General features: G+C 70.7%; 14 protein-coding genes. 6 read left to right on the plus strand and 8 right to left on the minus strand.

The window, feature by feature from the left end:
• The first annotated feature begins 214 nt into the window (after positions 1 to 214).
• Complete coding sequence (locus WMF17_RS11685; protein WP_437576435.1) at positions 215 to 409, plus strand: hypothetical protein; 195 nt, start codon at positions 215 to 217, stop codon at positions 407 to 409.
• On the plus strand, positions 400 to 543 hold the full coding sequence (locus tag WMF17_RS11690; RefSeq protein WP_437576434.1) for a hypothetical protein: 144 nt from the start codon (positions 400 to 402) through the stop codon (positions 541 to 543). Before WMF17_RS11685 ends, WMF17_RS11690 begins: the two co-directional genes overlap by 10 nt.
• 125 nt (positions 544 to 668) lie before the next feature.
• Here WMF17_RS11690 and WMF17_RS11695 read toward each other — a convergent pair whose 3' ends face one another.
• From WMF17_RS11695 to WMF17_RS11705, 3 genes are all read right to left on the minus strand, one after another.
• Positions 669 to 1,367, minus strand: coding sequence for a hypothetical protein (locus tag WMF17_RS11695; protein ID WP_437576433.1), 699 nt, complete (start codon positions 1,365 to 1,367; stop codon positions 669 to 671).
• Between the two features lie 6 nt (positions 1,368 to 1,373).
• Entirely contained in the window at positions 1,374 to 1,844 is a 471-nt protein-coding gene (locus WMF17_RS11700) for a Panacea domain-containing protein (RefSeq protein ID WP_437576432.1), read from the minus strand.
• Between the two features lie 1,105 nt (positions 1,845 to 2,949).
• Positions 2,950 to 3,228 carry a hypothetical protein gene (locus WMF17_RS11705; protein WP_437649452.1) on the minus strand — a complete coding sequence of 93 codons (279 nt, stop codon included), beginning with the start codon at positions 3,226 to 3,228 and terminating at the stop codon, positions 2,950 to 2,952.
• Between the two features lie 415 nt (positions 3,229 to 3,643).
• Here WMF17_RS11705 and WMF17_RS11710 point away from each other — a divergent pair, with 415 nt between their 5' ends.
• The 3 genes from WMF17_RS11710 to arfB all read left to right on the plus strand — a co-directional run bounded on the left by WMF17_RS11710 (position 3,644) and on the right by arfB (position 6,155).
• Positions 3,644 to 4,048 carry a hypothetical protein gene (locus WMF17_RS11710; RefSeq protein ID WP_437649454.1) on the plus strand — a complete coding sequence of 135 codons (405 nt, stop codon included), beginning with the start codon at positions 3,644 to 3,646 and terminating at the stop codon, positions 4,046 to 4,048.
• A gap of 115 nt (positions 4,049 to 4,163) precedes the next feature.
• Positions 4,164 to 5,672 carry a DUF1990 family protein gene (locus tag WMF17_RS11715; RefSeq protein ID WP_437649455.1) on the plus strand — a complete coding sequence of 503 codons (1,509 nt, stop codon included), beginning with the start codon at positions 4,164 to 4,166 and terminating at the stop codon, positions 5,670 to 5,672.
• A gap of 54 nt (positions 5,673 to 5,726) precedes the next feature.
• Positions 5,727 to 6,155 carry an alternative ribosome rescue aminoacyl-tRNA hydrolase ArfB gene (arfB, locus tag WMF17_RS11720; protein WP_437649457.1) on the plus strand — a complete coding sequence of 143 codons (429 nt, stop codon included), beginning with the start codon at positions 5,727 to 5,729 and terminating at the stop codon, positions 6,153 to 6,155.
• A 9-nt stretch (positions 6,156 to 6,164) separates the two neighbouring features.
• Here arfB and WMF17_RS11725 read toward each other — a convergent pair whose 3' ends face one another.
• The 3 genes from WMF17_RS11725 to WMF17_RS11735 form a co-directional block, all read right to left on the minus strand.
• On the minus strand, positions 6,165 to 7,109 hold the full coding sequence (locus WMF17_RS11725; RefSeq protein ID WP_437649459.1) for a Uma2 family endonuclease: 945 nt from the start codon (positions 7,107 to 7,109) through the stop codon (positions 6,165 to 6,167).
• Positions 7,110 to 7,180: 71 nt separating this feature from the next.
• Positions 7,181 to 7,726, minus strand: a complete 546-nt coding sequence (locus WMF17_RS11730; RefSeq protein ID WP_437602128.1) for an NUDIX hydrolase — start codon at positions 7,724 to 7,726, stop codon at positions 7,181 to 7,183.
• Between the two features lie 99 nt (positions 7,727 to 7,825).
• Complete coding sequence (locus WMF17_RS11735) at positions 7,826 to 10,597, minus strand: DUF2961 domain-containing protein (RefSeq protein ID WP_437649461.1); 2,772 nt, start codon at positions 10,595 to 10,597, stop codon at positions 7,826 to 7,828.
• A gap of 119 nt (positions 10,598 to 10,716) precedes the next feature.
• Here WMF17_RS11735 and WMF17_RS11740 point away from each other — a divergent pair, with 119 nt between their 5' ends.
• Positions 10,717 to 12,078: an ADP-ribosylglycohydrolase family protein gene (locus WMF17_RS11740; protein ID WP_437649463.1), complete on the plus strand. Its 1,362-nt coding sequence runs from the start codon at positions 10,717 to 10,719 to the stop codon at positions 12,076 to 12,078.
• A 77-nt stretch (positions 12,079 to 12,155) separates the two neighbouring features.
• On the opposite strand, the gene WMF17_RS11745 is transcribed toward WMF17_RS11740, so the two are convergent.
• A complete protein-coding gene (locus WMF17_RS11745; protein ID WP_437602131.1) occupies positions 12,156 to 13,097 on the minus strand; it encodes an ABC transporter permease in 942 nt (313 codons plus the stop codon).
• Positions 13,094 to 14,596 carry a sugar ABC transporter ATP-binding protein gene (locus WMF17_RS11750; protein WP_437602132.1) on the minus strand — a complete coding sequence of 501 codons (1,503 nt, stop codon included), beginning with the start codon at positions 14,594 to 14,596 and terminating at the stop codon, positions 13,094 to 13,096. The genes WMF17_RS11745 and WMF17_RS11750 overlap by 4 nt, the downstream gene beginning before the upstream one ends.
• Between the last annotated feature and the right edge of the window lie 2 nt (positions 14,597 to 14,598).

The raw sequence follows: 14,598 nt of genomic DNA on the forward strand, positions 1-14,598 counted from the left end.
TGCAGCCCCGCTCTCAGGTGCGAACTGAGGGCGGGGCGCTTTGCTAAGTACCCTGGAAAGATAGCACCGAACGCCTATGTTTCTCGGCGTTTCCGTGTGGCTCGGACGCGCGATGTCCTAGCCCGCATGCGCGATTACAGCCTGTTTGACGGATTTTTCTCGCCGTCGGTCGCGAGCGCCAGCGGTCCGCGCGGTGCGCGTGGTAGGGTCGCGCATGCGCGTGCGGCTCATCCTGGAGAACGGCGGCAACGTCATCACCAAGCGCGTGGAACTCCCGGAGGCGCCCGCCGTGGCCACGATCGTCATGGCGGAGCGCGAGCGGCGCGTGGTGAGCGGGAGGTCCACGCCGAGCGCGCGGAGGCGGACGTCTACCTCCGCGAGGACGCGGACGACCCGAAGGTGCAGGTGATCCCAGAGGCGCACCTTGCCCACATCGAGTTCATGAAGCGGTACGGGTGGGACGTGGAGGAGGCCGCGCTGATGGCGTGGCTGCGGGACCGGATCGACCGGCAGGACGACGGCGAGCCGGTCGGCTTGGACTGAGGGTCAAGCGGTCGGCGGGCTGTCTGCCCTAACTAGGGCACCACCGAAGAGGTGGCGCTGCGGCGCGTGACCGACGGAGCGGAACGGCAGGCGAAGCAACTGCCACTAAGCGATCGCGGCGCGCGTCACCTCTGTGACGCACGCTTACGCTTGGTCTTGTATACCTCGTGGTCCCGATCCCACCACACAACGTTGAACACATTGCTGTCTCTGTACCCAAATAAACGTCCCAGCTTGGATATGTCCAACTGGTACCACTGTTCTTGGTCATCGAGACAAAGGTACCGCAGCCTGTCCCTAGAAGGCTCCTCCCATTTGCTCCAGTCTTCCCATCGGTGATTTTGCTCAGAAACCCTGTCGAGCTGGCTCCACGTGAAAGACTCGTATATTTTGAGCCTGCTGATGATATGCAGTATAGCTTCTGACTGCTCTTCATTGAGCCACTTTTTGGGGTGGTCCAGATCAAAGCATCCGACTCGCCACACGATCTTCTGGCTGCGCCACGCGTCGGCCGACGCGTCGAGCATTGGCACAGCTGGATCTGTGTCTATTGTCTGTGGTCGGAAGAACGCCGGCGCAGAGGCAAACTCGTTCTTAAAGGTCGCCAGTTCGCTGTCGATTGCTGCAAGTTCGCTTTCGCACTCGCGCTTAAGCGCCTCATCATCAAGATCAAGGCAGTCATTCACCCCATCGCATCGGCTCTTCAGAAATCCGAGCCACTCGGCGGTAGCGGCAACGTTGGCGAGCTCTGCCTGACGTCCGGTCGACGACGCAAGAAACGACGCAATAGTGGCGCTAATGCGCCTCGCTTTGTCGCGAATCATCAGGCACTAGCCGCGTTCGCGCTGTGCGCGTTCACGCTGCTGTCGCGCAAAAGCTGTGTAATAGTCCACTATCTCCGTCGGGTCGATCGTCTTATCCCCTCGCTCGGTTGGACCAAGGCCCTTGCGGGCGTTGATCCATGGCGGCTCAGAGTGGGTCAACTCGCTGAGTTGCTCAGCGGTCCTATCCCCGTAGTGGGCCAGCACCACGTCGACGGATCGTCTCTCGCTGGCGTCCAGAGCGTCGACGTTCCCCAGTAGATCTCCGGCAGATAGCGTGTATCGGCCACGATGGGAAATATACAGCGACTTGATCACGGGTCCGGCCGCCCACGCCTGGATCTCGTCATCAAAAAGAGTCTTGTCCGCGCGCACCATGTGCCACGCCTGCGCGTAATACACCAACTTCTGCAACTTCATGGCCGTCATCTGGCCGCGCTGTTGGAGGATGTACGCTGCCACATCGTGTGCGGTTGCCATGGTCGTGCTCGCTCGCCGTGCACCTGGTAGGTGCAAGGTGCATCGTGCTTGCCTGCGGTCAGATGTCAACGCCATGCCCAGAGCCGCGCGCAGGATCGGCAAGAGGAAAACGCGTAGCGCGGTTCGCATCATCGGGGTAACTTAAGTCTGGTCGCGCGTTCAGTAAGTGCCTGGAAATGTCCTAGCACTTCGCGCCAGGCGTGAGACTTCTGCGGATTCTGAGAATCCGCGTGTTCCAGGCGCCAGACATGCCCCCGCGGGCACGTGGGATGCATGGAGTCTACGCGAACGCGTACATTGGCACACATAAAACTACGCGCTCGCGTAGACTGTACTGAACGCTTGACGATCCGGCGCCGTTGAGCATGGCTTACAGACGGGCGGGCCCATCTGGGATGCCGCGGCATATGGACCAGGTTCGCCGTCAAGTCCGCCCGGGGCCCGGCGCCTAAATTGAGTGTCACCGACATACCCGATGGTTCGACCAGGGTACGTCGCCGGTTGCGTCGGAAACGTGCGCCGGTCCGAGATCTAGCAAACGCTATCCACGGCCCGCGCTCGCCGGCACGGCGGAGCCGGCTCGACGTGAGCCCGGGCACATGGCCGAGCCAAGTGGCCCAAACGTCGGTTTCGAGTGGCCCAGACCCGGGATTTGCGAGGCTATTCGGGCCACCACCAGCCGGCTCGCGATGGGACCAGGACGCGTTGTGGTCGCGGGCGAGCCGGGTCGCGCTGGGACCAGGACGCGTCGTGGTCGCGGCCGAGCCCGGGGGTAGTGGTCGCGTTTGCCTGAAACGCGACCCCCCCCGATCCAACGGCGACCACCTCGCCGGAAGGCGCGCGGCAGGATGGCCGAGGGCCGCCTGCGCCGGCGGGAGATCGATGCGTTCCGCGAGCGCCACGGGTCACGCGCCGCGAAGTCTTCGACCCTCGCACCGGCAGGGTCCTAACCAGGACAGACGGGCTTCGGCCACTCGACCGCCTGGCGACGACCATCGTTCCTTCCATGCACCTCCCGGCGCGGACGAGATCATGGCCCTCCGAACTGTCGATCCTTCCATCGGATCGCCCGGAATTGCCCCAAAAAATCAACGTGATCGGGACTCTAGTCAACAACGCTGCAGGTTCGCAGGAGGACCCAAACGATGCCCCACAGAACGAAGAGAAAGACCACGAACTCGACGGTCCAGCCGAGGATGTAGATCGGCCTCGGTGCCCTGATCTCTCGTTCGATGTCGCTCGCCTCCTCCCTCTCTGGACGTCGCGCGGGCGGGCCAGAGGCCGAACTCCCCGCTTCCTCTTGCTCGCGCTCGCCGTTCATGACCAGCTTCGTAGCATACAGCGTCGCTGCCGCACCCGTGCGCGGCCCGACGTCCGGCATCACGCCAACAACCCGACCCAGGTGGGGCAACCCGACGTCATGGCGGCGGGCCGAGACAGCGAGGGCGTGGACCAGCAGCCAGCGCGATCCAGGCGACCGCTCCGCGCTGCCGGCGTGGGACGAGGGCGCGCGCCCGGCAGGGTGACCCTGGCGCGTCGCGCCCGGCGCCGGGCGTTGCATGGAGCGCCCCCGGGATGAGCTGAGGCAGCTTGTCTCATCCGTGGCTCCCTGCCGCGGGTGAGCCTCCTCCGGAGGCGAGGCGATGGGCAGGTCGCGGCCCGGTGAACTCTGTAAACCACCGTATTCCGAAGGATTCTAGGTGCCCGCTCGCGGCGGCACCGTTCGTGTAACGGCCGCCTCCCACGCACCGGGCCCGGCCTTTGCGCCGGGCCCTTTCAGCACAACGGAGGAGGTATCCATGTCGCAGGCAGGCAATCCGAGGTGGTGGGATGAGCAGAGGACGTCCGGCTGGGAGCGCGTGAAGGAAGCGCTGCGCCGCGACTGGGAGCAGACCAAGGCGGACTTCACCAACGACAAGGGGCAGGAGCTCGACCAGGACATCGACGACACGGTGAAGCAGGCGCTCGGCAAGCAGCCGATCCCGCCGCGCCACGTGCCGAACAGCGACTGGGACGAGGTCGAGCCGGGGCTGCGCTACGGCTGGGGCGCGGCGAGCCAGTACAGCGAGCACAGCGACTGGGACGATCGGGTCGAGAGCAAGCTCAGGGAGGAGTGGACAGATCTCAAGAGCGGGCGCACGTGGGACGAGGCGAAGGGCACCGTGCGGCGCGGGTGGGAGTCGGCGCGGCGCAAGGCATCCTGAGCGGCGCGCGCAAGGGCGGCGGCCGGACCTGAAAGCCCCGGGCGCGCTGCGGGCCGGGCCTGGCACGGCCGCCGCCTTTCGTCGGCCATCCGGTGGGTGCAAAGGAGAACGGGGAATGAAGGTTCTTGTGACCGGCGGCACAGGGGTGGTGGGCCCGGAGGTGGTGCGGCGACTCCTGCGGAGAGGGCACGGCGTCCGGCTCCTGTCGCGCCACGCGAGCGACGATCGCAGGTCGTTCGAGGGCGATGTCGAGGCGTTCGACGGCGACATCGGCGACGCCGCGTCGGTGCACGGCGCCGCCGAGGGGTGCGACGCGGTGATCCACCTGGCGGCCGTCGTCGCCGAGCGGCCGCCGGAGGTCACGTTCGAGAGCGTCAACGTCGAGGGCACACGCAACCTCGTCGCCGAGGCCGAGCGGGCGCGCGTCCAGCGCCTCGTCTACGTCTCGTCGCTCGGCGCCGATCGCGGCGAGTCGGACTACCATCGCTCGAAGCAGCAGGGCGAGGCGATCTGCCGCACGTTCTCGCGCGAGTGGATCATCGTCCGCCCCGGCAACGTCTTCGGCCCGGGCGACGACCAGGTCTCGCTCCTGCTCAAGATGATGCGCGCGCTGCCGGTCGTGCCGCTCGTCGGGAAGGGCGACGATCCGTTCCAGCCGATCTGGTGCGAGGACTGCGGCGAGGCCCTCGCCGTCGCGGTCGAGCGCGCCGACCTCGCAGGGCGCGAGCTCGACCTGGCGGGCCCGGAGGTGACCTCGATGAACAAGGTGCTCGACCGCTTCGAGGCCATGACCGACCGGCACCCGGCCCGGCTCCCGCTGCCGGCGTGGATCGAGTCGACCGGGGCGAAGCTCGCGGCGAAGCTCGGCGTCGAGACGCCGGTCAACGTCGACCAGATCACGATGGTGACCGAGGGCAACGTCATCCCCGAGGGGCGCGAGAACGCCCTCGACGTGCTCGGCGTCAAGGCGACACCCCTCGACGAGAGCCTGGTCAAGCTCGGCGACTCGCTGCCCGAGCAGCTCCCGTCCGAGGGGCTCGGCCCGATGCGCCGCAAGATCTACAGCGCCGAGATCCGCGGGGCGCGCTTCGACGCCGAGGGGCTCATCGCGCTCGTGCGCGACGAGCTCCCGGAGCTGACCCCCCGCAAGACGGTCGTCGTCGGGGCCGAGCCCGAGAGCCCGACGCGCATCGCGCCGGGCGCGACGCTCACGATGGCCCTGCCGCTGCGCGGGCACGTCCAGGTGCGCGTCGAGGAGGTCTCGGCCCGCGCGATCACCCTCGCCACCCTCGAGGGCCACCCGCTCGCCGGCGCCGTGCGCTTCCTGGCCGACACCGCGCCCGGAGGCGACGGGGCGGTCCGCTTCGAGGTGCAGACGTGGAACCGCGCCTCGACCCTCGCCGACCTCCTGGTGATGGAGACCCTCGGCGGGGCGATCCAGACGTACACGTGGACCTCGCTCGTCGAGACCCTGATCGAGCGCAGCGGCGGCCGCGCCGAGAAGGGCGTCGAGGTGATCCGCGACGACCCCGACGAGCGCGAGGGCAAGGCGTTCGAGCGCTGGCTGGAGGAGCTCATCCTCCGTCGCGTCCGGAGCGACGGCGCCGCCGCCCCCGCGTGCTAGGGGTCAGGCGCTCCGCGCGGCGCTCGCGCCCGCCGCAGAGCAGAGCGAGCCGCCGTGTCCCACCCCCTCGTCATCAACGATGCGCTGACCGCCCCGGCCGCCCTCCTCAGCTGGAGCGCCGTGCGCGCGTCGGGGCCCGGCGGTCAGAACGTCAACAAGGTCGCCTCCAAGGTCGAGCTGCGGTTCGACTTCGCCGCGTGGCCGGAGCTCGACGAGGGCGCCAAGACGCGGCTGCACGCGCTGGCGCATGGCCGGCTCGACGCCGAGGGACGCCTGCTTATAGTAAGTCAGCTCACGCGTGATCAGCAGCGCAACCTGGAGGATGCGCGCGAGAAGCTGCGCGCGCTGATCCTTCGCGCGCTCGAGGTGCCGGTGCTGCGGAGGCCGACGCGGCCGACGCGGGCGTCGAAGAGGAGGCGGCTCGACGAGAAGCGGCGCACGAGCGAGAAGAAGCACGTGCGCCGCGGCGGGGAGAGCGACTGACGGCGACCGTCAACGCTTGCGCCGGGAGCCCGCGACGACCTCGGCCGCCGTGGCCGCGGTGGCTGCGCGCTTGAGCCATCGCCGCAGCTTGGTCGGATCGTCGCAGCCGGCGATCGCGCGAGCCACCTTGGCCGGCACCACGACCCCGCGCGCTTGCAGCACCGTGGTGATGGCCTCCTGCGCCATCCTGACTTCGCCGCGCGCCTCTCCGAGCGCCGCGCCGCGCGCCTCGCCGCGCGCCTCTCCGAGCGCCGCGCCGCGCGCCTCTCCGACCGCCTCGCCGAGCAGCGCGCCGCGCGCCTCGCCTTCTGCGACCGCCGCCTCGAGCGCCGGCACGCGCTTCTCGAGCAGCGCGCGGGCCACGGCGTCGTCCGAGGAGGTGGCGTCGAGCAGCGCCTGGATCGGCAGCGGGCGCACGAGGCATCGGTCCTCGATGACCGCATCCTTCGCAAGCGGCTGCCAGCCGTCGGTCTCGCGCGACCATTCCAGCACCCGGCGCTGCTTCACCAGGATGCAGAACACCCGCCGCACGCCCCGATCGATCAGCCGGCGCGCCTTGCTGGTCGGAACGGCGAGGGCTTGCTTGTCGCTGACCTCGAAGGCCAGCTCCTCCAGCCGCCGATGGCCTCCGCGATCGGGTTTCTGCGAGAAGACGCTGGCGTCGGGCGCATAATCGCTGCCGTCATCGGCCCGGGTGAGCATGTCGACGGCGCCCCGGTAGCCGGCGGCGACATGGGCGCCGAGGACGTAGGTCAGATCGAAATGCTGCGTCGCGTGCGGCGCATCGGCCGGGGCGGCGAAGAGCTCGGCGCCGTCGAGGTACTCCACCCGCGTCTCGGGCGGGGCCAGCCGGTCATCGACGTGCGGGCGGGCCCTGCCGCTCGAAGGCGTCTGGAGCGTGCGACCCGACGCGCCTGCGCCGGGGGCGAGGAGGACGTGTTCGTGCCTGGGCATGGCCTCCAGCATAGCCCAGCCAGCGGCCGGCAGGGCTCGCAGCGCCCGCGGCGGGATCGCCGCGGCGCGGATTACGCGTGCGCTCTCAGACAGCCCAGCTCGTAAAGCCCCATCCAGCCGACCTCCGGGTCCGTGCAGGCGCCCTCCCTGAGCTGAGCGACGAAATCCTCGATCGGCTTCTCGATCACGTCGATGAACTCGGTCTCATCGAGCGCCTGCTCCCTCTCGCGCACGCACTCCACGGCCAGGAACGCGTGGCGCTCGATGGTCGAGTAGGCGCACTCCAGCGGGCGTCCGAGCGGCAGGAGCCGCCCGGCGACATACCCCGTCTCCTCGATCAGCTCGCGCGCCGCCGCGGCCTCCGGGGTCTCGCCCGGCTCGACGCCGCCGCCGGGGAGCTCGTCGAGGATCCGATCGGGCCCCGGCCTGTACTGGCGCGCCAGGATCACCCGCCTCTCCCGGGAGATGGCCAGGATGCAGACGACACGCCCCTCCTTCTTCAGCGAGAACGTGCGGACCTGCCCGTCCGGAAGCTCGAAGGTGACGTCCTCGATCCTCCGCCACGGCGAGTGCTGGATCACGCGCCGCGCCAAAGCCTTCCACCCGACGACCGTCATGGGAAACCACCTCTGCGCCCCGAGCGCCCCGGCTCCGCCGCGGGGCGGCCCGAGGCGCACCGGTAGCCCATCGCGCGCGCGGCCACCAGCGGGCGCGGCTCAGAGGCCGAAGAGCTCCTGGAGAAATACGCCGCCCTTGCCGGCCCCTGCGTGCGTGAAGAACAGGCGCCCCGCGCCGAGGCCGCCCCCCTCCGCGACCCATTCGGCCGCGTGCGCGCGCAGCCGGGCGATCGGGTGCGGCGCGAACGCGAACGGCGAGCGCGAGCGGTAGACGAACGTGGCGTCGTAGTCGACAGGATAGCTCGTGATCGTCAGGTAAAACCACCCCTTCCGCTCGAATACGAACGGAGACTCGGTATGGCCGCTGTTCTGCGTGGCCGTCTCCGGCCCGAGCGTGAGCGCCATGGCCGGTGGACTCCAGTGGACGAGATCGAGCGACGTGCGGTAACCGACGCCGCTCAGGCGTGACTCCCGCGACGCGCAGCGCGTATAGTAAACCACCCACAGGTCGCCGAGCCGAATGAGCATCGGATCGCGGGCGACGCAGATATCCTCGAAGAGCGTCCCTCCCTCCCGGGTCCAGGTGACACCGTCCTGCGAGCGCGCGATCCGGAAGCCGGATCGGTCGGGGTCGGGCGTGCCCACGTGAAAGACCATGACCAGGCTGCCGTCGCGGTCCCGGACCACGTGCGGGGCCCAGATCCAGCGCTCGCCGGGGAGGGCGCGGGTGGAGAAGCGCTCGGGAGCCAGCGCGAAGCTCGGCGAGGCGGCTTCGACCCAGCGCGCCGGGCCGGGGCCGGGCGCCGCGGCGAGGACGAACGCGCTCTCGGCCTCCGGCCGATAGGGCTCGTGGCCGAAGATACCGGTGAGGATCCAGCGGCCGTCGGAGAGCTGGATCACCGCGTGGTCATTCACGTAGAACGGGCCCCCGGGGAGGCTGTCCGTATCGAAGATCTTCACCGCGGGGCCCTGCGTCAGCCGCGGCGCGGGAGGTCCGGAGAAGAAACGCAGCGTGTAGCCGGCCTCGCTCCACGGCGCGGGGGAGCTCCGCGCGTCGATCTCGAGGACGGGGCGCCTGTCCGCGCCGCATTGACCGGGGAGCAAGTCGACCCAGAGCGCGTCCTCCGCGAGCGACCGCACAGGGTTTGCCTGCATCTCGTGGAGCACGCCGACCTCCCGCCCGTCGAGCCTCACGCGCGCCGTCTGGGGGGCCTCCGCCGCGGAGTACGCGCGGAGGAGCAGGAGCCCGCGCGCCTCGGGCGGGCACGCGAGCTCGATCCGGGTGACGCCGCGGCCCTCACGGAGCCAGAAGGACCGCCGGGGCTCCGAGCGCTCGGCGTCGACGGCCGAGCGCGCGACGTGCCGCTTCCCTCGCACGCGGACCTTCTGTTCACCGATCTCGCGGTGATCCGAGAACGCGTACGCGAGGCCAAGCGAGCGCACCCGCAGCGGCGTGTAGGCGCCGGTCGGCCCGGCCTCGGCGCCGAAGCGCATGCCAGAGCGGCTCACGATGGGGTCGGCCACGTGCAGGCGGTACAGGGAATGGTCGAACCGGGCGCGTCTCCAGCCATCCTCGGGATCGATGACGAGGAGGCGGAGAAGGCCGCTGAAGGGATTGCTGTGCGCGCCGAGGAAATAGAAGCCTCCGTTGAAGTAGTCCTCGGTGCCAGTCCCGATCTGCAGGGGGTAAGACATCCCGTCGGTCCGGATCATCTCGTCACCCTCGAGGTACAATCGGTCGCCCGGGCGGCCGCCGCTGAGGTGCTCGAGGAGGGCGACGAACTGGAGCGGCTCATCGCTCTCGAAGAGCGGCATCGTCGTCTCGCGCCCGGGGGCCGTCTGATCGCGGTACTGCGCGAGGAGCCGCACGCCGCGGTGGACGGGCGCGAGGTCGACGGCCGCCTCGATATCCGAGGTACCCCCCCCGAGCGCGACCTCGACCGAGAGCGTCTCTCCCTCGGAAAGCGGAATGGGCAGGCGCGTCGCGAGCCTGCCGGCCCCTCCGGCGTCGGGCGCCCAGGCGGCGTGCAGCGCGCTCCGGAAGGTGGTCCATCCGCCGTCGGTCTCGGCGCCCGTGCTGGCCAGGCCGAAGAAGAAGGACGCGGGCACAGGCGGCTGCCCGCCGATCCTCACCTCCAGGTCCTTCAAGCTGCCCGCAGGGATCCGGATGTCGAGACCCGATACCGTCGCGGGGCCTGTCGCCAGGAGGAGCGGGGCGCCGGGGCCCAGGGCCTGCCGGTGCGACGGGGCAGGCAGGGTGGCGGTCCAGTCCTCGGTCATGAATCGCGCGAGCTCCTCGGACGTCGGGCCCGAGGCGGCGCCGGGACCTTCGCGGTAGGTGATCTGGTAATAGATGGGGACGCCCCGGAAGCGGACCTTCGCCTCGCTGGACCACGCGAAGGGGACGTAGCTGGTGAATGCACCCGAGCTCGCGTCGACGCCGAGCGCGAGGGGCGATCGCCAGGGGCCTCGGCCCTCGAAGAAGCCGAGGAGCGGCCCGCGGTACGCGGTGCGTCCGTCGATCTCGATCCAGATCTCCTGGTCCGGTTTCTCGAGCTCCGCGCGCGGGGCGGTCATCCATATCCGCGTGATTCTCCCCTCGCCGCGGGCATGGAACAGGACCCGGTGCTCCCCCTCCAGCGCGACACCCGCGCGGTAGCCATCGTCATTGCCGCCCGCGGGGTCGTGCGTGGTCACGCTCCGGGTGACCCACCCGGGGTGAAAGGAGAGGAGATCCTCCAGCACCGGATCGATCGACGCGGCGCCCGGCGCGATGGCGAGCGGCGCGCCGAGGAGATAGCGGGCCGCGCGGGAGACGAAGAGGTCCAGGCGCGCGCCCGTGAGGCGCCCGTGGCGAACTCCGGTGCTCATGATCACAACCTAATGGTGCCGACGGCGCCTGGGCAGCGGGCTCGTCTGGGTACCTCGCTTGCATCAACGCGAATCGAGACAAGGCGCGACGCTTCGGGCGCGCGCTCGGCGAGCAACTCATGCGCACCCGCGGCTCTCGACGCCTCGTCCAGGGGACACCCCACATCGGGCCTTCTGCGCGGAAGCGTGGCCTGCTGCTCGCGCTCCTCTCGATCGCGCCGCTCGCGGGCGAACATGGCCCGCCGAGGCGCGCGTTCGCCGATCCTGTGGAGCAACGGGACCCGCCGGGAGTGTCCGCCAGGCCGCGGGCGCAGCTCGAACGCGCAGCGTACGCCGAGCGGCTCCGCGCGATGTGGATCGGCGCGTGCATCGCCAACTGGACGGGGCTGCGGACAGAAGGCGTCCGCATCGAGCGCCCCTTCTTCACCGACGCCGACTGGGGGAAACCCCTGGGCCGCGACGGGGCGCGGATCGACTTCGTGCTCCTCGACCCTTGCCCGGCCGACGACGACACCGACATCGAATATGTCTACTTGCACCTCATGACCGAGGCGGGGACGCTCTTCCTCTCTCCCGAGGAGATCCGGGACGGGTGGCGCGCGCATATCAACGATTTCATCTGGGTCTCCAACCGGAGGGCGCGCGATCTCCTGGAGCGAGGGGTGCTGCCCCCCGCCACGAGCGATCCGGCGCTCAATCCGGACGCGCTCCAGATCGACGCGCAGCTCACCACGGAGATCTTCGGCGCGCTCGCGCCCGGCATGCCGGAGCTCGCGCAGCGGATCTCCGACCTTCCCATCCGGACCACGGCCCGCGATCACGCCGCGCACGCCGCGCGGTTCCATGCCCTCCTTTTCTCGCTCGCGGCGACCGTCGATCTGGAAAAGCCGAGGCGAGAGGAGATCGTGCGTATCGTCGGCGAGGCCAGGAGCTACCTGCCGGACGGGTCGAAGGCCGCCGATGTCATCGATTTCGTGCTCTCCGCGTATCTATCGGTCGAGGATCGCGACGCGTGGGAGAGCGTCCGTGACGCGATCGCGGAGCGCTACCAGGAGCGGGCCTCGGAGCACGGCTTCGTCTATCGAGGGTTCACGGAGTCCGCGATCAACCTGGCGACCGGGACGATGGCCCTTCTGTTCGGTGAGGGGAGCTTCCTGCGCACCGTACGGATCGGCACCCTGTCCGGGTGGGACTCCGACAACGGCACGGCGACCATGGGCGCGCTCGTGGCGCTCATCGGCGGGATGGAGGAGCTGCACCGCGCCTTCCCGGGAGCGCGCCTTCCCGAGCGTTACTGGATCCACCGCACGCGCCCCACCCTGCCAGACCGCCTGCCGGAGGATCGCGAGGCCGAGGATACCTTCACGGAGATCGCGAGGAGGATGGCCGCGCTTGTCGATCTCGCCGTGGAGGGCGAGGGCGGCCAGGTCGAGCCGACCCGGTGGGTGCTCCCCCTCGCCTCCGCGAGGGCGGGACGATGATGGGCCCCTCGCAGAGGGCCGTGGAGCGACGTCGGCCCGTCCGATGGGAGGCGGCGCGCGCGGCCTGCGGGCCCGCGTCAGCGCGCGGCCGTGCCGGCCGCGCGCGCGCGCCGCACCCGGTCGATGGCGACGGCGACCACGATGATCGCGCCCGTCGCGATCTCCTGCACCCAGCTCGGCAGCCCGAGGTGGACGCCGCCGGTCCGGATGACCGTGATGAGCAGCGCCCCGATCATGCTCCCGGCGACGCTGCCCTCGCCGCCCGAGAGCGGCGCGCCGCCGATGACGACCGCCGCGATGACCTCCAGCTCGAGGCCCACCGAATCCGTCGGGTCGCCCACCGTCAGCGTCGCGAACTCCATCACGCCGGCGACGCCGGCGAGCAGGCTCGACACGGTGTACACCGCGATCTTCACGCGCCCCGTGTCGATGCCGCACAGCCGCGCCGCGGCCTCGTTGCTGCCGACCGCGAACACGTGGCGCCCGAAGCGCGTGAAGGCGAGGACGGCGGAGGAAAGGAGCGCGAGCGCGACCGTCATCCACAGCCCGGGCGCGGCGAGGTCGGCCGAGAGCAGCGCGTCGAGCCCGCGCGGGTCGGCGTCGATCTTTTGCTCGGACGCGAGCCCCTTCGCGGCGCCGCGGAGCGCGCTCATCGTGCCCAGCGTCACGACGAACGGCGTCATTCGCGCGCGCCCCACGAGCGTGCCGGCGAGGACGCCAGCGAGGCCCGCCGCCGCCACCGCGGCGAGCGCCGCCGGGAGCGCCGGCACCCCCGCGCGCAGGAGCTTCGCGAGGACGACCGTCGTGAACGCGACGAGCGAGCCCGTGGAGAGGTCGATCCCGCCGCTCGCGATGACGAGGGTCATGCCGAGGGAGCAGATGCCGACCACCACCGTCTGCCGCGCCATCGCGAGCAGGTTCTGGCTGCGCAGGAACGTGTCGGGCGCGAGCGCCGCGAAGAGCGCGCACACGAGCGCCAGGGCGACGAGCGGACCGACCCACGGCGGACGCTTCTTCACGAGGATGCCTCCAGGAGGAGCGACGCTCCGGTCCACGACGACGCGGGTCGCGGCGGCTCGAGGGTCCCCCGGCGGAGGACCGCGATGCGATCGCACGTCGTCACGAGCTCGTCGAGCTGGCTCGACACGAGCACGATGGCCCTGCCGGCGGCCGCGAGGTCACGGAGCAGCGAGAGCACCTGCGCCTTGCTCGCGACGTCGATGCCGCGCGTCGGCTCGTCGACGAGGAGCACGTCGAAGCCCTCGCGGAGCAGGCGCGCGAGCTGGACCTTCTGCTGGTTGCCGCCCGAGAGCTCACCGGCGCGCTGATCCGGGCCTCCTGCGCGGATCGCGAGCTTCTCGATCCAGCGCGCCGCCTCCGAGAGGAGCGACCTCGGCGCGGCGAGGAGCGGCGCGCGCGGCGAGAGCCAGACGTTCTCGGCGATCGAGCGGCCGAGCATCAGCCCCTCGCCGCCGCGATCCTCGCTGAGGAGACCGACGCCGCGGGGAGCCCGCAGCGTGACCGCGCCGCTGCGCCTCGGATCGAGCCCCGCGAGGATGCGGAGGAGCTCGGTCCGCCCCGAGCCGACGAGGCCGGCGATGCCGAGGATCTCTCCGCGGCGCAGCGTCAGCGACGCGCGCTTCGGCCGCTTCACACCGGAGACGTCCCTGGCGTCGAGCACCACCTCGCCCCCGTCCGGGGGCGCCGCCTCGGACGCCGCGCGCTCGCGCGCGCCCTCGAGCGCGCGTCCCAGCATCTCGCGGACGATCTCGGCAGGCTCCGTCTCGCGAGGATCACCTTCCCCTGCGGTGCGGCCGTCGCGGAGCACGGTGTAGCGGTCGGCGTGCGCGCGCACGTCCGAGAGGAAGTGCGTCACGAGCAGCACCGCGAGGCCGGCGTCTCGCAGGGCCCGGACGCGGTCGAACAGGCGCACGGCGTCGTCGTGACCCAGGCTCGAGGTCGGCTCGTCGAGGACGAGGAGCCGCGCCGCGAGCCGCCCGCCCTCGCGGAGGCCGCCTTGCGCGAGCGCTCGCGCGATCTCGACGAGCTGCTGATCGGCGACGCCGAGTTCACCGACCGGCGCATCGAGCGGGGCGCGGGCCGGGTCGGCGGCGACGAGCGCGATCGCGTCGCGCGCGACGGCGCGCGCTCTCGCGCGGTCCCGGAGCCCGAGCCGGGCGCGCGCGGCCGGCTCGATCCCGAGCATCACGTTGTCGGCGACCGTGAGGTGGGCGCAGAGCGTCCGCTCCTGCGGGACGAGGACGACGCCGGCGCGGCGCGCGCCCTCGGCCGACGCCGGCGCGTACCGCGCTCCCCCCAGCAGGATCGCGCCGGCGTCCGCGCGCTCCATGCCGAGCAGGATGCGCGTCAGCGTGCTCTTGCCCGCGCCGTTCTCGCCGAGGAGCGCGTGGATGCTCGCCGGAGCTACCCGCAGCGAGACGTCGCGCAGCACGGCGTTCCGGCCGAACGCCTTCGCGAGACCCGTCACCTCGAGGAGGGGCGCGCGCGCTCCGGCCATGA

It is taken from the genome of Sorangium sp. So ce362 (assembly GCF_051519845.1).
Lineage (GTDB): Bacteria > Myxococcota_A > Polyangia > Polyangiales > Polyangiaceae > Sorangium.

Coding starts and splice junctions, on each gene's coding strand:
- WMF17_RS11685 (WP_437576435.1), top strand. CDS start 215: ATGCGCGTGCGGCTCATCCTGGAGAACGGCGGCAACGTCATCACCAAG.
- WMF17_RS11715 (WP_437649455.1), top strand. CDS start 4,164: ATGAAGGTTCTTGTGACCGGCGGCACAGGGGTGGTGGGCCCGGAGGTG.
- WMF17_RS11730 (WP_437602128.1), bottom strand. CDS start 7,726: ATGACGGTCGTCGGGTGGAAGGCTTTGGCGCGGCGCGTGATCCAGCAC.
- WMF17_RS11695 (WP_437576433.1), bottom strand. CDS start 1,367: ATGATTCGCGACAAAGCGAGGCGCATTAGCGCCACTATTGCGTCGTTT.
- WMF17_RS11700 (WP_437576432.1), bottom strand. CDS start 1,844: ATGGCAACCGCACACGATGTGGCAGCGTACATCCTCCAACAGCGCGGC.
- WMF17_RS11735 (WP_437649461.1), bottom strand. CDS start 10,597: ATGAGCACCGGAGTTCGCCACGGGCGCCTCACGGGCGCGCGCCTGGAC.
- WMF17_RS11725 (WP_437649459.1), bottom strand. CDS start 7,109: ATGCCCAGGCACGAACACGTCCTCCTCGCCCCCGGCGCAGGCGCGTCG.
- WMF17_RS11740 (WP_437649463.1), top strand. CDS start 10,717: ATGCGCACCCGCGGCTCTCGACGCCTCGTCCAGGGGACACCCCACATC.
- WMF17_RS11710 (WP_437649454.1), top strand. CDS start 3,644: ATGTCGCAGGCAGGCAATCCGAGGTGGTGGGATGAGCAGAGGACGTCC.
- WMF17_RS11750 (WP_437602132.1), bottom strand. CDS start 14,596: ATGGCCGGAGCGCGCGCGCCCCTCCTCGAGGTGACGGGTCTCGCGAAG.